15 protein-coding genes are annotated in these 19,586 nt (G+C 54.5%); 4 read left to right on the forward strand and 11 right to left on the reverse strand.

From position 1 onward, the window contains the following. Positions 1-244: 244 nt before the first annotated feature. The 5 genes from NSU14_RS22190 to NSU14_RS22210 form a co-directional block, all read right to left on the reverse strand. On the reverse strand, positions 245-1,408 hold the full coding sequence (locus NSU14_RS22190) for an iron-containing alcohol dehydrogenase (RefSeq protein ID WP_042135017.1): 1,164 nt from the start codon (positions 1,406-1,408) through the stop codon (positions 245-247). Positions 1,409-1,537: 129 nt separating this feature from the next. Then, positions 1,538-1,990, reverse strand: a complete 453-nt coding sequence (locus tag NSU14_RS22195; protein ID WP_340947361.1) for a hypothetical protein — start codon at positions 1,988-1,990, stop codon at positions 1,538-1,540. 320 nt (positions 1,991-2,310) lie between these two features. After that, positions 2,311-3,894 carry a UDP-glucose--hexose-1-phosphate uridylyltransferase gene (locus tag NSU14_RS22200; RefSeq protein WP_336101551.1) on the reverse strand — a complete coding sequence of 528 codons (1,584 nt, stop codon included), beginning with the start codon at positions 3,892-3,894 and terminating at the stop codon, positions 2,311-2,313. Between the two features lie 332 nt (positions 3,895-4,226). Beyond that, positions 4,227-5,213 (reverse strand): UDP-glucose 4-epimerase GalE, encoded by a 987-nt coding sequence (gene galE / locus NSU14_RS22205; protein ID WP_042135011.1) that lies wholly within the window; start codon positions 5,211-5,213, stop codon positions 4,227-4,229. 1 nt (position 5,214) lies between these two features. Beyond that, complete coding sequence (locus NSU14_RS22210) at positions 5,215-6,393, reverse strand: galactokinase (RefSeq protein WP_042135009.1); 1,179 nt, start codon at positions 6,391-6,393, stop codon at positions 5,215-5,217. A gap of 194 nt (positions 6,394-6,587) precedes the next feature. Here NSU14_RS22210 and NSU14_RS22215 point away from each other — a divergent pair, with 194 nt between their 5' ends. Beyond that, positions 6,588-7,490, forward strand: a complete 903-nt coding sequence (locus NSU14_RS22215; protein WP_042135006.1) for an AraC family transcriptional regulator — start codon at positions 6,588-6,590, stop codon at positions 7,488-7,490. Positions 7,491-7,590: 100 nt separating this feature from the next. Here NSU14_RS22215 and mgrA read toward each other — a convergent pair whose 3' ends face one another. The 4 genes from mgrA to NSU14_RS22235 form a co-directional block, all read right to left on the reverse strand. After that, complete coding sequence (gene mgrA, locus NSU14_RS22220; protein WP_042135004.1) at positions 7,591-8,595, reverse strand: L-glyceraldehyde 3-phosphate reductase; 1,005 nt, start codon at positions 8,593-8,595, stop codon at positions 7,591-7,593. A gap of 99 nt (positions 8,596-8,694) precedes the next feature. Beyond that, a complete protein-coding gene (locus NSU14_RS22225; protein WP_336101561.1) occupies positions 8,695-9,435 on the reverse strand; it encodes an NAD-dependent protein deacylase in 741 nt (246 codons plus the stop codon). 36 nt (positions 9,436-9,471) lie between these two features. Further along, a complete protein-coding gene (locus tag NSU14_RS22230; protein ID WP_336101552.1) occupies positions 9,472-10,242 on the reverse strand; it encodes an HAD family hydrolase in 771 nt (256 codons plus the stop codon). A gap of 49 nt (positions 10,243-10,291) precedes the next feature. Beyond that, positions 10,292-11,041 carry an alpha/beta hydrolase gene (locus tag NSU14_RS22235; RefSeq protein ID WP_042134998.1) on the reverse strand — a complete coding sequence of 250 codons (750 nt, stop codon included), beginning with the start codon at positions 11,039-11,041 and terminating at the stop codon, positions 10,292-10,294. A gap of 201 nt (positions 11,042-11,242) precedes the next feature. Between NSU14_RS22235 and NSU14_RS22240 the strand changes: the two genes are divergently transcribed. Both NSU14_RS22240 and ilvD read left to right on the forward strand, forming a co-directional pair. Then, positions 11,243-12,283: an acyltransferase family protein gene (locus NSU14_RS22240; RefSeq protein WP_076242606.1), complete on the forward strand. Its 1,041-nt coding sequence runs from the start codon at positions 11,243-11,245 to the stop codon at positions 12,281-12,283. A gap of 384 nt (positions 12,284-12,667) precedes the next feature. Beyond that, the gene (gene ilvD / locus NSU14_RS22245) at positions 12,668-14,353 is read left to right on the forward strand and encodes a dihydroxy-acid dehydratase (protein WP_039295667.1); all 1,686 of its coding nucleotides are present in this window, start codon (positions 12,668-12,670) and stop codon (positions 14,351-14,353) included. A 522-nt stretch (positions 14,354-14,875) separates the two neighbouring features. Here the strand turns inward: ilvD and NSU14_RS22250 are convergent. Further along, positions 14,876-16,261: a polysaccharide deacetylase family protein gene (locus NSU14_RS22250; protein WP_042134994.1), complete on the reverse strand. Its 1,386-nt coding sequence runs from the start codon at positions 16,259-16,261 to the stop codon at positions 14,876-14,878. 252 nt (positions 16,262-16,513) lie between these two features. Here NSU14_RS22250 and NSU14_RS22255 point away from each other — a divergent pair, with 252 nt between their 5' ends. Next, complete coding sequence (locus tag NSU14_RS22255) at positions 16,514-17,740, forward strand: AI-2E family transporter (protein WP_076242605.1); 1,227 nt, start codon at positions 16,514-16,516, stop codon at positions 17,738-17,740. Here NSU14_RS22255 and NSU14_RS22260 read toward each other — a convergent pair. After that, entirely contained in the window at positions 17,701-19,506 is a 1,806-nt protein-coding gene (locus NSU14_RS22260) for a peptidoglycan D,D-transpeptidase FtsI family protein (RefSeq protein ID WP_340947362.1), read from the reverse strand. The two genes, NSU14_RS22255 and NSU14_RS22260, sit on opposite strands and share 40 nt — an antisense overlap. Between the last annotated feature and the right edge of the window lie 80 nt (positions 19,507-19,586).

The raw sequence follows: 19,586 nt of genomic DNA on the forward strand, positions 1-19,586 counted from the left end.
CTTCCGGACTGTCATACTAGATTAAACGCAGAAACCATGTCCTTGGTTTCACAAAGTTGGGTATTAATCTCATTATTGTATCTCCGGAGAGAGAACATTAAGGGATTTCCATGTTAAAAAGCCGCTCCCGGTGAACGGGAGCGGCTGATCTTTGGGTGCAGCAAATATGGTTAACCATTGCCGGTATGTCTATCCAGCTGCCTTGCAGGACCGGCTTACATGGTCAACTGCTTGTAAATGCAGCTTACAGAGCCAGCTTGTAAATCTCTACAACATCCTCACGCTGCAGCTTGCGGAAGTTGCCAAACGGGCCGAAACGGACAGCCTTGTCCGCCATATTGCCGATTTCGCTGTCATCGATGTCATAATCACCAAGCGTCTTCGGAGCTCCGATGGAATCCCAGAAGCTGCGAAGCGCCTCGATGCCTTCCAGACCGACTTCCTCATCGCTTCTGCCAGCCGGATCAATCCCGAATACGTTCACTGCCAATTGGCGGAAACGGGCAGGATTCGTACTGAGGTTGTATTTCATCCATTGCGGGAACAGAATCGCCAATCCTCCGCCATGCGGAATATCGTAAACGGCGGATACGGCATGCTCAATATTGTGCGTAGCCCAGTCTCCGGCAAAGCCCATGCTGACCATCCCGTTCAGTGCCATGGTGCCGCAGTACATGATGGTCTCACGCAGTTCATAGTTGTTCAGATCTTCGATCAGCTTCGGTGCAGTCTCGATTACTGTACGAAGCAGGGTTTCACAGAAGCCGTCTTGTACTAGCGTATTGCCGTCTGTGTGGAAATAATGCTCCAGTGTATGGGACATGATGTCCACCATACCGTAGACCGTCTGGTCACGCGGCAGGGAGAAGGTGTTCTCAGGATCAAGAATCGAGAATGCCGGATAGGCATGCACGCTGCCCCAGCCCATTTTCTCCTTGGTCACTTCATTCGTAATTACCGAGCCGTTGTTCATTTCCGAACCGGTAGCCGCCATAGTCAGCACAGTCCCCAGCGGAAGAGCTCCCTGAGGCGCCGCTTTGCGCTCCACGAAGTCCCACATATCCCCATCGTATTTCGCACCGACAGCTACAGCCTTGGCACAATCCAGCACACTGCCGCCGCCGACGGCGAGGATCAGTTCGATCCCGTTCTCGCGGCATAAATCCACGCCTTTATGTACGGTAGACAGGCGCGGGTTAGGCTCCACTCCGGCCAATTCCGTAACTACAGCTCCGATGGCATTCAGCTCAGCAATTACATTGTCGTACAGGCCGCTGCGCTTAATGCTGCCGCCGCCGTACATCAGCAGTACATTCTTGCCGTATTTCGGCACTTCGGTGCGGAGTGCCTGCAATGTCCCTTGTCCAAAAATCAGCTTGGTAGGGTTATAGAACTCAAACTTACGCATATGGGTAAACCTCCATGAGTATATGAATGTGACGCACTTGTATATTATAGACCTCCGGCTTGCCGCATTCAAATGACTACAGAGGAGCGGCAAAAGGTCGGTATCGTGTTTAAAAGACACGGCGTTCCCTTAACGCCTGCCTAGCACAAATTCAAAGGGATTTATCCCTTTATTTTCCGCTTGCCGCCCACTTTTGGCGGAATCAGAGGGATTTATCCCTTTAATTTCCTCATGCCGCCCACTTTTGGCGGAATCAGAGGGATTTATCCCTTTAATTTCCTCATGCCGCCCACTTTTGGCGGAATCAGAGGGATTTATCCCTTTATTTTCCCCTTGCCGCCCACTTTCAGCGGAATCAGAGGGATTTTTCCCTTTAATTTCCGCTTGCCGGCCACTTTCGGCGGAATCAGAGGGATTTATCCCTTTAATTTCCCCTTGCCGCCCACTTTCAGCGGAATCAGAGGGATTTATCCCTTTAATTTCCCCATGCCGCCCGCTTTCGGCGAAATCAGAGGGATTTATCCCTTTAATTTCCCCATGCCGCCCGCTTTCGGCGGATTCAGGGGCACTTCTGCCCCTCATTTCCTCCCATCGCCCGATTTCAGCGAAATGAGGGGCACTTCTGCCCCTCATTTCCTCCCATCGCCCACTTTCAGCGGAATCAGGGGCACTTCTGCCCCTCATTTCCTCCCATCGCCCGCTTTCAGCGAAATCAGAGGAACTTCTGCCCTTCATTTCCTCCCATCGCCCGATTTCAGCGGATTCAGGGGCACTTCTCCCCCTCATTTCCTCCTGCCGTCCACTTCCGGCGGACACATCATTGCATCGTAGTTTCCCGCGCAACAAAAAATGCCCCCGCCGACACTCCGGCAGGGACATCTCATTTACAAGACACAGCGGTCTTAGTTAAACCCGCTGCTGTTCACGAACCGGCGGAATGCCGCCTGGCCTTCCGGTGTGCGTTTGTAGACTCCCGCATGCTCCAGAATATGCGTGAACTTGGTGCCTACCTCGTTCTGCACCGTCTTCACCGCTTCCTCGCGGCTCAGGGAGGTGCCGAAACGGCCGGCCAGCTCCGCGATCCAGGAGGCATGCAGCGTGAGCGGATGATCAGCGCCCTGGCTCTGGACTGCTTCCAGCAGTGCGGTGTCTCCGGCCAGAACGCCAGCGACAGCATCGAGCTCTTCCTTGAGGCGCCCCGGCAGAATCGCCAGGCCCATAACCTCGATCAGGCCGATGTTCTCCTTCTTGATGTGGTGCATTTCCCGGTGCGGGTGGAAAATCCCTTCGGGATATTCTTCGCTGGTCCGGTTGTTGCGCAGCACCAGATCCATCTCATAGCCGCCGTCTTCTGCCCGGCGGACGATAGGTGTAACCGTGTTATGCGGCACGCTCTCCCCGGCTTCTTCACTGAAGGCCAGGACATCAGCTGCCGGATCGCTGTAAGTCTTCCAGGCCTCATAGATACTGTTGCCGGCTTCCAGCAGCACGGCAGGATCTGCCCCGTGCATCCGCAGCACAGACATCGGCCATTTCACAATGCTTAGGCTAACGCCTGGATATGCAGCATGGGTGAAGCTATCCTCTTTGGGCGCCTTCTGGATGGGGAAGGTGTGGCGTCCGCCCTGGAAGTGATCATGGGTCAGAATGGAGCCGCCGACAATCGGCAGATCGGCATTCGAGCCGATGAAATAATGCGGGAAGGATTCAACAAAGCTAAGCAGACGCTTCAGCGTATCCTTCGTCAGCTTCATCGGCACATGATCATGGTGGAACACGATACAATGCTCGTTATAATACACATACGGCGAGTACTGGAAGAACCACTTTTCATTATTCATTGCAAGCGGAATCACGCGCAGGTTCTGGCGCGGCGGATGATTGACCCGTCCGGCATAGCCGACATTCTCGCGGCAGAGCTGGCATTTCGGATAGACCGGCGGCGGGAGCAGCCGGGCCATGGCGATTTCCTTCGGACTTTTCTCCGGTTTGGAGAGATTGATCGTCATCTCGATATCCCCGTAAGGCGACTCCTGAAGCCAATATACATTCTTGGCCACCCTGTCCATACGGATATAGTTGGAATCAATGCTCAGCTTATAAAAGCGGTCAGTGGCCGCCTGAATGCCCTGCTCCGCCTGGATCGCGGCAAACTCCGCATTTACCTCAGACGGCCGGGCCATCAGAAGGCCCATGATCTTGGCGTCCAGCAGATCGCGGTATGTGTCCGTATTCTCCGGAATCAGCCCGGACTCAAACCCGTAGTCGATCAATTGATCCAGCGGGGCCTGCGGACTCTCAAGCGGACCTTCAGTGAATTCACCGGCATACGGCTCACTGAAGCCGAACTGGTCCAGCAGCTCATTGCGGCTGTAATCAACGTCAGCCGGCTGAATCAGCCCCTTGTGCTGCGCGAACAGGACCAGCTGTTCAATTGCATACAATGCCTTCTCAGAGGCTGCAGCCGTAATATTATCGTTCTGCATTTCAATTCTCCTTATTTGCTGCAACCTGTATAGCTGAACTTAAGATATTAACTTAAGCCATAGACGTCACTACGGTGAATATTTGGACCTCCGGCCGCTGTTGTCCCCAGATTTCTTGATTGACCCGCTGATTGCGGTAGAAATCCGGTGACTGCTGATGCTTCCGAAGCGAGCTTTCCTGCGGAAAGCTTTCAGGCGGTCGCTAACGCTCCTACAGTTCCAAAATCCCCCTTCTATCCTTCTGGCTTTTTATTTTTCTTTTGTTCATCTTAGGATTGCTTATTCTTCAAGCCAGGCTTCCGTACTATTCACAACAAAGTACATTGGCAGGCTTAGCCGCCATACCCTTCCGGATTCGCGGAGTGCCAGTTCCAGGCGCTTTGGATGATGCCTTCCAGATCGGCATGCTGCGGGTCCCAGCCCAGGATCGTCCGGGCTTTGGCCGAAGAAGCGACAAGTACCGCCGGATCACCGGCGCGGCGCTCCTGGATTACAACCGGAATGTCCAGGCCGGTGACCTTCTTCGCAGTTTCAATCACCTGCTTGACGGAGAAGCCCAGGCCGTTGCCCAGGTTGAAGATATTGCTTGCACTGCCGCTGCGCAGGTAGGTTACCGCACGGACATGCGCATCCGCCAGATCGCTGACATGGATATAGTCGCGTACGCAGGTTCCGTCTTCTGTCGGGTAGTCTTCGCCGAAGACCGCGATGTTCTCCCGCTGCTTAAGTGCAGCCTGGAGCACCAGCGGAATCAGGTGGCTCTCCGGACGGTGGTCTTCGCCGATTTTGCCGCTGGCATGTGCACCTGCAGCATTGAAGTAGCGCAGCGCTACGTATTTGATGCCGAGTACCTTGTCGAACCAGGCCATCATGCGTTCCATGGTCAGTTTGGTCTCCCCGTACACATTCGCAGGTTCAGTGCGGTCCGTTTCTTCAATCGGCACCTTTTCCGGTTCGCCGTAGGTTGCGGCTGTGGAGGAGAAGACGATTTTGTCCACTCCGGCATGCTGCATCGCTTCGAGAAGACACTGTGTACCATACACGTTGTTGTCGTAATATTTTACCGGATCCTTCATGCTCTCGCCCACCAGGGAACTCGCTGCGAAATGGATTACCGCTTCAATCTTGTTCTCGGAGAAAAGCTTGGCCAGCAGTGCCTTGTCGCGCAGGTCTCCCTCATACAGCTTGCCGCCCAGCAGCGCCTCGCGGTGCCCTGTCAGCAGATTGTCGATAACTACAACCTCTTCGCCCCGGTCCAGCAGCTCCGCCACTGTGTGGGAACCGATATATCCTGCTCCGCCCGTTACCAGAATCGCCATCTTACTTCACTCCTTTCAGTTCTTCAACGCCGTTGCCGATCGTGCATACATAGAACTCGCCCGTCAGACCGGATCTCTTCTTGTAAGCTTCGCCGACTTCGGCAATGAAACGTTCCACATCATCCTCATGCACCAGAGATACTGTACATCCGCCGAATCCGGCACCTGTCATACGCGAGCCGAGTGTTCCCGGAATACGCTGTGCTTCTTCAACCATGATGTCCAGCTCTTCGCAGCTGACTTCATACAGGTCACGCAGGGAGACATGGGAGTCGTTCATATAGAGTCCGAATTGCTTCAGGTCATTGTTCTTGAGCACTTCAACCGAATCGAGCACACGCTGATTCTCTTCCACCACATGGCGGGCGCGGCGTCTGACGGTTTCGTCGGTGATTTTATGCTGATGAAGCTCGAATTGTTCAGGTTTAAGCTCGGCCAGGTAAGACAGGGTTGGCACCTCTTGCTTCAAAATAGCCAGAGCCTCCTCGCATTGGCTGCGGCGCTCATTGTACTTGGAGTCCACAAGGCCGCGCTTCTTGTTCGTATTGCCGATAACCAGCTTATAAGAGCCGGTCACAAACGGTACCAGGCTGTATTCCAGGGTGTCGCACATCAGCAGGATGGCCTGGTCGCGTTTGCCGTTGGCGACAGCGAACTGGTCCATGATGCCGGAGTTTACACCCACATACTGGTTCTCCGCACGCTGGGACAGCAGGGCGATCTCTACAGTATCCGTGTCTCCGCCAAGCAGCGTCAGGAAGGCATAACCTGTTACTACCTCGATGGAAGCGGAAGAGGACAAGCCCGAGCCGTTCGGAATCTCTCCGTGGAACAAGAGGTCATACCCTCCGGATACCGGAAGATCCTTCTTGGCCAGCTCGACCATAACACCAACCGGATAGTCAACCCACTCGCCGGTTTTGGCTTTGCCGATTTCGCTGTAGTCGATAGAGGCTTCATAAGGGAAATTCGTTGATGCGAATTGAACCTTGCCATCCGAACGCGGACGTACGATAAGGGTAGTTCCGAAGTCCAGTGCTGCCGGGAACACATAACCGCCGTTGTAGTCCAGATGCTCTCCGATGAGATTCACACGGCCTGGTGCATAGAATACCCGCGCCTCTTCGCTGCTCTCCCCGTATTTCTCGATAAATTTACTGTTAAGTTCCTGTACGCTCATTATTGCCACTCCATCCTTTCGCTGCTTGTGCTTGGGCTTTCAACTTGTTTCCAACTTGCTTCCTTCTGCTTACATTATAATAAAATCAGACTTGCCCTGATAATGCAATCATGTGTGCAATACATGGACAAATGTGACTTCCGGCAGCCGGGAGGATATACTGGAGATAAAGATTCATTTCTGCGCTTCCCCTCATGCTAAGCTATGATAGCGTTATATTCAAGAAAGGCGGATGGCCGTTGGAACATACCTATTCCGTAGGATCAAATCCCGTGTATTTCGATCAGCAGTCTCTGCATGTGCTGTTCGCCGGGGAGAGCCAGACGCTTCCGCTGCATCAGGCCGGCCCCAAGATCTACGATTATTATCTGCTTCACTATATTGAGTCCGGCTCCGGTGTCTTCCGGACCGAGCAGCGCAAATATGAACTGGGGGCGGGAGACTGCTTCCTGATCCACCCGGCCCAGCTGGTGAGCTACATCTCGGATCAGCAGCAGCCCTGGCGGTACCGCTGGGCTGCCTTCACCGGAACGGAGGCGGAGCAGCTCGCCTTGCAGGCCGGCTTCTCCCCGGAGAAGCCGGTCCTGACCACGGCTGAAGGCAGTCTGATCCCGGGTGCACTCGCCGGGATGATGTCCGCCTTCTATGCGGGCAAGGAGAGCGCGCATCTGACCTCGCTCGGCTATCTTTACCTGATCATCGGCGAAGCATCCGGTCTGCTGATCTCCTCCTTAAGGTCGCCCGGGGCGGAGTCGCAGGTCAAACGCACAGTGAAGCAAATGATCAACTATATGACATCACAATATGCCCATCCGGTCTCCATTGAACAGATGTGCGGCAGCCTGGGCTATAACCGCGCTTATTTGTCACGCATCTTCAAGCAGGAGACCGGCCTCTCGCCGGTGACCTATCTGCTGAAGCTGCGTATTGAGAAGTCCCGCCAGCTGCTGCGCGAACGCCCTGAGCTGTCAGTAGAGCAGGTCGCAGCCTCCGTCGGCCTGACCGATGCCCTGTACTTCTCCCGGCAGTTCAAACGCTTTTGTGCCCAGTCTCCCAGCACTTACCGGCAGGCAACTGCCAATCCCGGGGAGAAATAGGCTCAGGAGAGCATCCGGCGTTCTACCAGAACTCCGCTTAAGCCAACAGCCCGTTTCCTGTTCCGGAAGCGGGCTGTTGCTTGTCAATTCTATAGATTACTCAGGCTTCATCCTCTGTTCCAAGGATCGTCTCAATCCGTTCCAGCTCTTCCTGCGAGAAATCGCCATGCGCCAGAGCGGCAATATTCTCCTCGATCTGGCTTACCCGGCTGGCGCCGATCAGCGCCGAGGTCACCTTGCCGCCGCGCAGCGTCCAGAGGAGCGCGAACTGGGCCAGGCTCTGGCCGCGCGCTACCGCCATCTGATTGAGCGCATGGATTTTGCGCAGCACCTCCGGCGTAATCCGGCTCTCGTTCAGGAAGGCGGATGGCCCGGCGGCCCGGGAATCGCCCGGAATGCCGTTCAGGTATTTGCTGGTCAGCAGGCCCTGCGCCAGCGGTGTAAAGGCGATACTGCCGACGCCATGCTCCTGCAGCACATCCTGCAGCCCGCCTTCGATCCAGCGGTCGAGCATGGAATACCGCGGCTGATGAATCAGAAGCGGTGTTCCGAGCTTCTTCAGGATGCCAATTGCCTGCTCCGTCTGCTCAGCCGTGTAGTTGGACAGGCCGATGTAGAGCGCTTTGCCTGAACGCACGGCATGATCCAGTGCTCCCATCGTTTCTTCCATCGGTGTTTCCGGGTCCGGACGGTGGGAATAGAAAATATCCACATAGTCCAGTCCCAGCCGTTTTAGGCTCTGGTCCAGGCTGGATAGTATATATTTGCGTGAACCCCAGTCGCCGTAAGGGCCGGGCCACATATAATATCCCGCCTTGGTGGAGATTACCAGCTCGTCACGGTACGGAGCGAGATCACGGGCAAGAACTTTGCCGAACAGTTCCTCTGCCGAGCCTGCCGGAGGGCCATAATTATTAGCCAGATCGAAATGGGTAATTCCGAGATCGAAAGAGCGGGTGATCATCTCACGGCCATTCTCATAAGTGTCGATGCCGCCGAAATTATGCCACAGGCCCAGTGAAATTGCCGGAAGCTTGAGGCCCGACCTGCCGGTGCGGTTATAACGCATGACTTCATACCGTTCATCGCTAGCCACATATACCATTGATTATCCCTGCCTCTCGTTTCCTCAGTTATTGCAATACCCTATTTTAAACTCCGTACAGACTTTGTAATCTTCACCCCGGCGAAAAGCTTGAAATCCTCATCCGATCAGCCCTTGTATTCTGCCCATCACATCGCCGATCCGGTCCGTAATGATCAGATCTGCCTGATGGTCGTACGGTGTCGGATCACCGTTGAGCAACACCGTATGCCTTCCCCGGAAGTAGGTGATCAGACTTGCCGCCGGCTGGACGGTGAGCGAGGTGCCGCCAATCAGCAGCAGATCTGCTGCCGCAATCGCCGCCACTGCGTCGACCAGTACATCATGATCAAGCGCTTCCTCATAGAGCACCACATCCGGCTTAATGATGCCGCCGCACTCCGGGCACAGCGGTACAGCAGCCGTCTGCTCCAGAATCTGCTCCAGACCGTAATAGGTATTGCAGTCCATGCAGTGATTGCGGTGAATTGAGCCGTGCAGCTCCAGCACCCTGCGGCTTCCCGCCAGTTGGTGGAGACCATCGATATTCTGTGTTATGACCGCCTTCAGCTTGCCTTTCGCTTCAAGGTCAGCCAGCAGCTTATGTGCCCCGTTCGGCTTCGCCTCCGGATGAATCATCTTGCTGCGGTAGAAATCAAAAAAAATGTCCGGCGAGGACATGAAAAAGCTGCGGCTCAGCATGACTTCAGGCGGATAAGGAGAGTTGTGCTGAGTCTGGTAAAGACCGGCCGCCGAACGGAAATCCGGTATGCCGCTCTCCGTTGAGGTTCCGGCGCCGCCGAAAAAAACAATATTCCCGCTGTCTTTGATCCAGGAAGCCAGTAGCTGCAATTGATCCATAGAGTCCACACGTTTCCTCTCTGTACAGAAATGAAATCAGAATGTTAACCGGAGCTGCGGATAGCCGGAAACAACAATATCCGCATCCAGCAGGTGGGCTGCGGCCCCGTCTGGAGACAGACCCACAGCAAGACGCAGTCCGGCTCCCTTACCAAGCTGCATATCCGCATTACTGTCACCGATAATGACCGTCTCCCCGGGCAGCAGGCCCAGCTCCCGGCAGGCCGTCTCGGCCATCTCCGGTGCAGGCTTGCCGTGCTTCACTCTGTCTCTGGTGACGACAGAATGAAAATAACCGGATATCCCAAGCCACTCCAGCTGCTCACGGGTAGTGGCCATATTGTCTGAGGTCACTACACCGAGTTTCAGCGAAGCGGCCGCACACTGCTCCAGGAAATCCGGCAGCCCCGGCATTGCCACCGCCGCCCTCCGCCGGCGCAGCTCGTTCATAGCTTCCTTGGAGATCGCATTCACCCGCGTTACCGCTTCATTCCAGGGAACGCCGGCAGCATACAGCTGCCAGGCCAGAATCCCGGTCGTTTCTTCGGCGGTCGCCATGGAGAGCGGCCCGGCGGGATCATAGCCGGTCACCTTGCCGTTGGCATCATGAACCGTACCCAGCACAGAAGCAAGCTCCGGCCCGGCTCGCGGCAGGCCGCCGATGAATGCCAGCTGGCTGCCCAGCCCCTCCAGAATCAGATCAGCCCAGCTTCCCCAGGTGGCAAGCAGATCCAGCAGCGTTCCATCCTTGTCGAACAAGATGCCCCTGCACGGAACGGATATCTCATTAATATGCAATTCAGGCATTCAGACTGACACTCCTCTCCCAGGCGGAGTTACTTCCGTCATTCGGTGCTCACTTGCTCTGACGCAGATTCCCTATCCAATCCAGCAAGGCCCGCGCAGTGCGTGCCTGCTGCTCTTCCTCTGTGATCGTGGCTATGCCGTCACCCTTCTGGGGGCCGTAGCTCCCGAACTGGGCATGATTGCCGCCGTTGACCGGCGTGTATACAGTGTTGCCCGGAAGATAAGCCCTGCCTTCGTTATAGCTCTCCTGATCAACCACCTTGTCCTCCGTACCCAGCACCGACAATACGGACAGCGTAGTATCCTTCAGACTGCCCTTCTCATCCGGGTAGGAAGCCAGAAAAAAAACGCCTTCCAGCTGGTCGGCATGATCTGCGGCGAAGCGCGAGGCCATTACCCCGCCAAGCGAGTGTCCGCCAAGCACAAAGGACTGCTTCGGATGCACGCGGATGATCTCTTCGGCAGCATTCCCCTTGATCACGGCCAGATTGAGCGGCATTCTTGCGATATAGAACGGGTGGCCGGCTGCTGCGATTTTCCTGGCAAGCGGAGCATAAGCTTCCGCCTCGACCAGTGCGCCGGGATAAAAGATCACGGCGGTGCCGAGTGCAACCGATGGCTCGAACGAGATCCAGTTGTCATTCTGCTCTACTGTAACTCCCCCGGCAGAGACAAGTGCGGATTCGGCTCTTTCAGCAGGCTGATACGGAGTCAGGTACTTCCATATAAACACCCCTGCCACCAGCAGAATCAATACAATTCCTATAAGCACATTACGTTTGGTACTGCTTTTTCTCAATAGAATTCACTCCCGGATACTGCATACAGAAAATTATAGTGTAATCAATGAAATCAAACAACCTTCAACACTTCGCCACATCTGGCGGCCATGAGAGCGCTTACCATTGTGATGTATTTCACAATTTATTTACCGGAAATCATGTATTTTAAAATTAAAGTATTAAGCATCGCGCAAACCGCATTTATTGGAGGTAACGTCATGACCCGGGAAAGCTCGCTCGACACGCGTGGAGAAACGTTTTTTCTTAATTTGCGCTTCATGCTTATTGTAACTGTCTTTGTGGCCAATGCGATCGAACCCCTGATTCTTGAAATGAGCGGACTCCACACCCTGTACCAATGGATCTTCAGCTTTCATATGCCGCTGTTTGTGCTTGTGACCGGTTACTTTGCCCGTAAAAGCTTAAATGGCGCGGCCGGCCGTAAGGTGCTGCTGCAGATCGGACTGCAATATATTATTTTTCAGAGCCTCTACTCCGCACTCGACATTTCCTTATTCCATGTAAATAACATACAGCATTCCTTCTTCGCTCCTTACCTGCTGCTGTGGTTCCTGGCCAGCCACGCCTTCTGGCGTCTGCTCATGCTGGGGATGAGCCGCTGGAGCAAGAGCGCCCAGTTTGCCTTCGCCATCGCCGCAGGTGTGGCTGTAGGTTATCTGCAGTTGGATGGAATCTGGTTCAGCATCAGCCGCACCTTTGTCTATCTTCCCTTTTTCGTCATCGGATTTCATTTCTCATTCGGAGCTTTCGTTAAGCTGTATCAGCAATATGTCAAAACCGCTGCCGCTGCCGCTTCCCTCCTGCTGCTTATAGTGATGGGCGTAGCGGGACGCGGTCTCCCGATGGGCTGGCTGTTCGGCAGTATGACCTATATGCAGCTCGGTGCCCATGAATGGTATGCGGGGGTGTTCCGGCTCGCTGTGTATGGTCTGCAATTTGCCGCTTCCCTGGCGTTTCTGGGCCTGGTCCCTTACGGGTTAAGCCGCATGACAGACTTGGGACGCCGCACCCTCTACGTCTTCCTGCTTCACGGATTCATTGTCCGGGCGGCTGCCGTTTCCGGCCTGTATGCCTATATCGGAAATGCTGCCGGAGCCGCTCTTCTGATTGCAGGCGCAGTATCCTGCACGGTGCTGCTGGCCCAGCCCGCTGTCAGACGTATGCTGAACCCGCTGGTTGAGCCGTCTGTGGACTGGATGATCTCGCTCCAGCGCGCCGCAATCCGGCGTTCACTTTAGTAATTATTCACAGAAACCTCTTCCCTTATTAATATGTAGAAGCCTGTCCCGCCGCGGATAGGCTTTTTGTGTATGAATTCCTGTGGAGGACAGTGTAGCCGTTTCCATTGGTCTGCCGGGAGATTACCGCGACAAACTTCACATTGCCCGGTAGAAAAATGAGGTTTTTTGTGATAGACTCTCTATTAACGTTCGTATCCAATCCGCTTGTTTTATAGAAACGGCTCCGCCCTACTTCTGTTTACTGCAGGAAGCTGGACCTTGTACCTTCTATAAACCGCAGACACGCAGCTTTTGGGATTGCAATGCGTTAATGCGGCACTATATTTGTTCTCACCGTTCCAAGAGGTTAGGCTCACAATACTTTTAGGGGGAAATTTCATCATGGCAAACAAGAAAATGCGTTCAGACATGATCAAAAAGGGCTTTGACCGTGCTCCACACCGCAGCCTTCTGCGGGCCGCAGGCGTTAAGGAAGAGGATTTCGGCAAGCCGTTTATCGCAGTCTGCAATTCCTATCTCGACATTGTACCGGGTCATGTGCATCTGCAGGAATTCGGCAAAATCGTTAAGGAAGCTATCCGTGAAGCCGGCGGGGTTCCGTTCGAATTCAATACCATCGGCGTTGATGACGGTATTGCCATGGGACATATCGGAATGCGCTATTCGCTCCCAAGCCGCGAGATTATTGCCGATTCTGTGGAAACGATGGTTTCCGCTCACTGGTTCGATGGAATGGTGTGCATTCCCAACTGTGATAAAATCACCCCGGGCATGATGATGGGCGCACTGCGCGTCAACATCCCGACGATCTTCGTCAGCGGCGGACCGATGAAGGCCGGCGTAGACAGCAAAGGCAAGAAGCTATCCCTGACATCCGTGTTCGAAGGCGTTGGCGCCCATCAGGTCGGCAAGATCAATGACGCTGAACTGCTTGAACTGGAACAATTCGGCTGTCCAACCTGCGGATCATGTTCGGGTATGTTCACAGCCAATTCCATGAACTGTCTGGCTGAAGCTATGGGCCTTGCTCTCCCGGGCAACGGCACCATTCTGGCTGTTGCCGAAGAACGCAGAGATTTCGTCCGCAAATCAGCTACCCAGCTAATGGAGCTGATCAAGCTGGATCTGAAGCCGCGTGATATCGTAACCCATGAATCATTGGACAATGCCTTTGCGCTGGATATGGCTATGGGTGGTTCCACCAACACTGTGCTGCATACCCTGGCACTAGCTCAGGAAGCTGAAATTGACTATCCGCTGGAGCGCATCAATGAAGTAGCCAACCGCGTGCCTTACCTGGCCAAGCTGGCTCCGGCATCCGATATCTTCATCGAGGATGTGGACCGGGCGGGCGGCGTCAGCGCTGTGCTGAACGAGCTGCTGAAGAAGCCGGGCGCCATCTTCGGCGACTGCATGACCGTAACCGGCAAGACTCTGGCCGAGAATGTCACGGGTCATGAGATTCAGGATACGTCGGTTATTCATACAATAGACAACCCTTATTCCCCGGTAGGCGGATTGGCTGTACTCTACGGCAACCTGGCTCCGGAAGGCTCCATCATCAAGGTTGGTGCCGTAGATGCTTCCGTTGGCGGCTACCACAAGGGCCCTGCCATCTGCTTCGACTCCCAGGAGCAGGCGCTGGAAGGGATCGCGAACGGCAAGGTCAAAGAAGGCCATGTCGTTGTTATCCGGTATGAAGGTCCGAAGGGCGGACCGGGTATGCCGGAAATGCTGGCACCGACTTCGCAGATCGTCGGTATGGGTCTTGGCGCCAAGGTCGGCCTGATCACCGACGGCCGGTTCTCCGGAGCGTCCCGCGGTATCAGTATCGGCCACATCTCGCCGGAAGCGGCTGAGGGCGGACCGATTGCTTTTGTCGAGGATGGCGACATCATCGAACTGGACCTGATCAACCGCAAGATCGAGCTGCTGGTTGAAGAAGAAGTCCTGGCTGTCCGCCGCAGCGGCTGGAAAGGCTTCGAACCGAAGGTGAAGACCGGTTACCTGGCCCGTTACTCCAAGCTGGTTACCAATGCAAGCAAAGGCGGCGTGCTGAAGATCTAATCGGCCGCAGCCTGAGATAAAAAGAACGAACTGAAAGAGCAGTCTCCTCCGTTAATGCGGCGGGACTGCTCTTTTTGACATGTAAGGACCGATTTGCGACTAGAATTGCACAGTTCCAGCAGATGTAGGGACCACCCAAATTGTCTCTATCGCTGTTCGCTAGGGAAATGTTGTACGCTCTGCAACTTTGATTCATCGATAAAGGGTTGTTCCGGAAGATTGTTGTATGAAATACAATAATCTTCCCGCTAAGCCGCCTGGAGTAGGTGAAATCCTGCATTTCATACAACATTTTCCGGTAATCTCCGATTTAACTCGGGAAATGTTGTATTTCGTGCAGGATTTCGACTTAGGATGGAGGTCTCGGGATCTCCGTCCGACACAGGCAGCAAACATATCGGCAATAGCTCCAGATATATAAAAAGCCCCGCCAGCCCATTCAGGCCAGCGGAGCATAAGAAGCAGCTTCAGTTGCGGTATAGATAAATATCAAAATTTATAAGTGCTGTCTGCCTGCTGCATTCAATGAACAACCGTTGCTCCGGGTAGTTCAAGTTCAGCTTCAAGGGAATGCTCCTCTTCCCGCATCCGCTCCCGCTGCTTCACCGGCTTCTGCGGCCGCTGCTGGTTCATCTGGTCGAGCAGCTGCGACACGGGCATCAGCATCATTTTTGGTACCAGCAGCTCACTGCGGACTTTAAGTCTCGCTCCGCCTGACGGATGAATGACGCTGAGCAGAATACTGAGATAGAATTTGGTGGAACTTGCGAACAGGCCGCTTGGCAGATCCAGAACCATGAATCCGAATTTCTCCGGCCCGCGGTTCAGCATGCTCACACCGTAGAGTGCCTTGGCTTCCGCCAGATCCACATCACCGGCAATCCGCTCCGCAAGCACCGGGAGATCCTTCTCCATGCGGCGGATCATGCGGATGGCAAGCTGTGCCGAGGAACGCGAATGCACCCCCAGCTCGAACAGCTGCCTGTTGTCGATATGCAGCTCAATCACCTTGTCACCTTTGCTTAAGGTCTCGCCGTTATCCATCTGCACGGGATTCCCCTGATACTTACGCAGCCGGTAATGCAGGAACGGATCTGCCGGAGAGATCGTCTTGATCTGGAACAACAGCTGGAATACCTGTTCCCAGGCCAGCCATAAGCCGACAACCAGCCGTTTGCCGAAAGACAGACGCGTGATAGGTGATTCCTGCACCGCCTTGATCATCTTGTCAATCCGGATACTTCGCAGCCCCCGCCTATCCGCTTCTTGAAGCATCCGCTCCAGGGCAATAAGCATATGCTCCGGTGCATGCGGATCGGCACCGAGCGTAGTACCGCAGTCATGAAGCAGCATGACTTCACCGGGGCCCAGCTTGGAGATCAGCTTGTCGGTCAGACGTTCCGCCCCCAGCTTCTCCTTCCAGTCGCCGAACATGGCCGACCAGAGTACAATCTGCACCTGCCGCCGCTTCGAGAAGTCAAACAGGTTCACAATTCCCCACGGCGGACGGTAATAGGTACTGCGCTCGCCGGTTATTTTGAAGATAATATCATCGGTCCGCTGAATTTGCTTCCTCACCGTTGCCGGACGCATCAGCCAGTTCGTCTTGTGCACATAATTGTGAATCCCGATGAGATGCCCTTCATCATGCATACGCTTAATAATCTCCGGATGCGCTTCAGCATGAGCACCTACCACGAAGAAAGTCGCCTTAGCTCCATAGCGCTTAAGCAAATCCAGCAATAACGGTGTATAATGCGGGTCAGGTCCGTCATCAAAGGTCAGGCCATAATCCGTGCGCCCGATTCCCTTCCGAAAGACACGATAACCAAATATACGGCTGATCATTCCAGGAATGAAAGCATAAAAGGTAGAAATGTAAAATAGCCAGAGCAGCAAAGTCTGCATGTAAATTCCCCGCTTTTCCAGAGTTGACTTTGGCTCGTCTTACGTGTGATACGGCCAAGTAGAGTAAGTAGAAGCGTCTGCTGTCCTGCAAGAGGACAATACCGTTGTGGCGACAAGTAGTACATTTAAAAAAAACGTTACCCCCTATTTTAACACAGCTGCCAAAGAAATAGACGCTTTTTTATTAAAATCGTGTACAATGAATTGAAGTGATTATTGTAAATTTATCTAAAAAAGGAGTCGTTTATCTCTATGCTGCCGCTGTACAAAAAATATTGGCGCACTTTTTTCGACATCGGATTGGTTATTCTGACGCTATATCTCGTGATGCTGGGATTCAGTAAGCTGTATCAGCTGGCCGCTCCTGTGTTCCTGTCCTTTTTTGTCTTCCTGCTGATTGAGCCGCTGGCCCGGTTCCTGAACCGCAAGGGAATGGCTAAGCCTTTCGCCTCCGCTATCTCCGTGGTACTCTTCTTAGTGATCCTGCTTGGCGCATTATTTGCTGCCGGACTGCTGATTACGACTCAGGTCATTCAATTCCAGGACAATCTGCCCAGATATACATACATAGTCCAGCAGCATTTTACTGAGGCTACCACCTATCTCCAGCAAAAAATTGATGCGCTCCCGCCCGATCTCACAGATAAGCTGAACGGTTATTTCACCGATGCGACCAATGTCCTCTCGACGTGGATGGTCACCTTCTTTAAATATATGATCGGTGTGCTTGGCTCCTTCTCTTCCTTTATGGCTAATTTCGGCATTGCGATTATTCTGGCCTTTTTCCTCAGTATGGAGATTAAGGACTGGCGCCGGATCGCCCATGACAAGCTGCCCAAGACCTTTAAGACGGCTTACGCTTTCCTGCAGGGGAATGTGTTCAAGGCTATCGGTTCTTATCTAAAAGCCCAGTTGATTCTGATCAGCATCACCTTCGTGATCGTTCTCGCCGGACTGCTGATTCTGCAGACTGGAAATGTTCTTACTCTGGCTCTGATCTGCGCCTTGTTCGACCTGCTGCCACTACTCGGAGTACCGGCGATTCTGATCCCCTGGATTATCTATTTGTTCATTGTCGGCAATACCTCACTTGCCATCGGTCTGATCATTCTGCTGGCAGTGGTGATGGTTATACGGCAGCTGCTGGAGCCCAAAATCACCGGAAATTCGATCGGCGTCTCCTCGGCTTTCCTGATGTTATCTTTCGTAATTCTGTCTTCCTCTGTATTTGGCATCGCTGGCCTTATTCTGTCGCCGATCCTGCTGATCCTGCTCAAGGAGCTGATTCAGCAGGGGTATCTGCAGCGCTGGATCTATCTGCCGCAGGAGGAATTCATCGTGTCTCCGTTTGCCGCTTCTGAACCCTCCACAGCCGGCGGCCCTGTACCGGGTAATACGGCTGGTACAGCTTCGGCTGGTACAGCAGGCACAGTCGGTACTCAGGCCCCCGTTGACCCGGACAGCAGCTCAAATACTTGACCGAATAATTTGGCAGCTGCCTGCGGACTGCTTGGAGCCACGTTCTCGACAGCAACGGATACAGCATATCTCGGATGGTCTACCGGGCCATAGCCGATGAACCATTGATTATTGCGGGCCACGCCTTTGACCAGGGTCTGCGCTGTGCCTGATTTGCCGGCGACCGGCCATTCAAGGCCCTGCAGCGTCCGGCCTGTTCCTTCTGTCACCACTTTACGCATCATGGACAGCAGCACGCGGGCGGTTGCCCCGGATATTCTGCCCTGCGGCGCAGGGGCCAGATGTCCCGGAAGCTCCTTCAGCATCTGGCCGTTGGCAAAAGCAACCCGCTGCAGAATACGCGGCGCTCTAACCTCCCCGCCATGCAGCAGCGTGACTACGAGATTCGCCGCCTGCAGCGGTGTAATCCGCACATCGCGCTGGCCGATTGCAGTCTGCACCCTGACCCCGCCGTCATCCGGCAGCAGCGTGGTGAAGATCGTCCCCGCCTGCTCCCCGGAGAGCGGCCGGAGCAGCGGCAGGCCCAGCGTATTCTCCGCCTGCCAGCCGATGTCCCGGCCAAGGCCCAGTGCCAGAGCAGCAGCATTAAGCTGTGCTCCACTAAGCCGCTCGGCAAGCGTGGCGAACACGGTATTACAGGACACGGCGAACCCTTGCGCCATCGTAAGGGCGCCGTGTCCTTTGCCGTTCAGGCAGGTTAATCCGTATTTCCCGTATTCTCCTTTACAATAGAACGGTTCCTCCGGTGAAGTTAATCCGGCCTCCAGGGCAGCAGCGGCAGTGACTATCTTGAAGATGGACCCGGGTACCGCTGCCTGCAGCGCCCGGTTGTTCCATTCGCCCCCTTGCGGCGAGATCTGCTCCGGGTTGTAGAACGGCAAGGAGACCATCGCGGCAATATCGCCGTTCTGGCTATCCAGGACTACAACGGCTCCCTCCTTCACGCCTGCTTCTGCGGCCAGCTGCTCAATACTCTCCTGTAGTTTCTTATCAATCGTGGTATATAAAGACAGCGGGTAATAAGGATTCCCCGGTGCTTTGACTACAATCGGACTGCCTGGAACACGGTTGCCCCTGGCATCCACCTGGGCAACCGCCTCTGTATGCCCCACTCCCTGCAGCAGCGGCTCCAGTGTTTTCTCCAGCCCGTCCGTACCTGTACGCGGAATCCGCAGACCTGTCGGTGATTGCCGGAGGGCTTCACCCGAAGCTTCAGACAAATAACCAAGCCATTGCCGCCCTGAAGCGGCTCCATCATATCTGCGGGCAAAGGGCAGCGCCTTAACCCCCTCAATTCCCAGCTCTTCCACTTCGCGGGCCTCTGACAACGACAATGCCAGCGGAGTGTCCCCCTTGCCGGAGGGCCAGAGCAGCGGCTCCTTAAGTCCTGTGCGACTGGATTGCAGCTGGTTGTAGCTGACCCCAAGAATTTCTGCCAGGCGGTGCAATTGGTTATCCCCGGCAGGCTCCCCGGTAACCGTATGCAGCGGAAGTGACTCTTCCTGCGGAAACAGCGCCGCTGTCCACACAGTCTCTCCGGCCAGCGGTTCTCCGTTCCTGTCATAGAGCCGGCCCCGTCCGCTGTCCAGCACTGTCTCCCGCTCGCTCTGAATTTCAGCCATCTGTGCCATCGTGTACCCGCTGCTGCTTACCTGCTGATTCTTCAGCAGCAGCTGGACCCAGGCCAGTCTGATGATCAAGCCTGCAACGAGCACAGACAGGATCAGCAGACTCCAAAATATACGTTTGTGAACCAGCTTCTGCAAGTGTTATTCCTCCATCAAGTGGGCTGCGGAACTATGGGTTCTATTATGCCCACCCCAAACCGCAAAAAAACCGCTTCCCC

The organism is Paenibacillus sp. FSL R10-2771 (assembly GCF_038000205.1).
GTDB classification, from domain to species: Bacteria; Bacillota; Bacilli; order Paenibacillales; family Paenibacillaceae; genus Paenibacillus_AQ; species Paenibacillus_AQ phytohabitans.

Excerpts from the sequence above, each read along its gene's own strand:
- NSU14_RS22190 (WP_042135017.1), bottom strand. The coding sequence starts at position 1,408 with ATGCGTAAGTTTGAGTTCTATAACCCTACCAAGCTGATTTTTGGACAA.
- NSU14_RS22195 (WP_340947361.1), bottom strand. The coding sequence starts at position 1,990 with ATGAGGGGCAGAAGTGCCCCTGAATCCGCCGAAAGCGGGCGGCATGGG.
- NSU14_RS22200 (WP_336101551.1), bottom strand. The coding sequence starts at position 3,894 with ATGCAGAACGATAATATTACGGCTGCAGCCTCTGAGAAGGCATTGTAT.
- galE (WP_042135011.1), bottom strand. The coding sequence starts at position 5,213 with ATGGCGATTCTGGTAACGGGCGGAGCAGGATATATCGGTTCCCACACA.
- NSU14_RS22210 (WP_042135009.1), bottom strand. The coding sequence starts at position 6,393 with ATGAGCGTACAGGAACTTAACAGTAAATTTATCGAGAAATACGGGGAG.
- NSU14_RS22215 (WP_042135006.1), top strand. The coding sequence starts at position 6,588 with ATGCTAAGCTATGATAGCGTTATATTCAAGAAAGGCGGATGGCCGTTG.
- mgrA (WP_042135004.1), bottom strand. The coding sequence starts at position 8,595 with ATGGTATATGTGGCTAGCGATGAACGGTATGAAGTCATGCGTTATAAC.
- NSU14_RS22225 (WP_336101561.1), bottom strand. The coding sequence starts at position 9,435 with ATGGATCAATTGCAGCTACTGGCTTCCTGGATCAAAGACAGCGGGAAT.
- NSU14_RS22230 (WP_336101552.1), bottom strand. The coding sequence starts at position 10,242 with ATGCCTGAATTGCATATTAATGAGATATCCGTTCCGTGCAGGGGCATC.
- NSU14_RS22240 (WP_076242606.1), top strand. The coding sequence starts at position 11,243 with ATGACCCGGGAAAGCTCGCTCGACACGCGTGGAGAAACGTTTTTTCTT.
- ilvD (WP_039295667.1), top strand. The coding sequence starts at position 12,668 with ATGGCAAACAAGAAAATGCGTTCAGACATGATCAAAAAGGGCTTTGAC.
- NSU14_RS22250 (WP_042134994.1), bottom strand. The coding sequence starts at position 16,261 with ATGCAGACTTTGCTGCTCTGGCTATTTTACATTTCTACCTTTTATGCT.
- NSU14_RS22255 (WP_076242605.1), top strand. The coding sequence starts at position 16,514 with ATGCTGCCGCTGTACAAAAAATATTGGCGCACTTTTTTCGACATCGGA.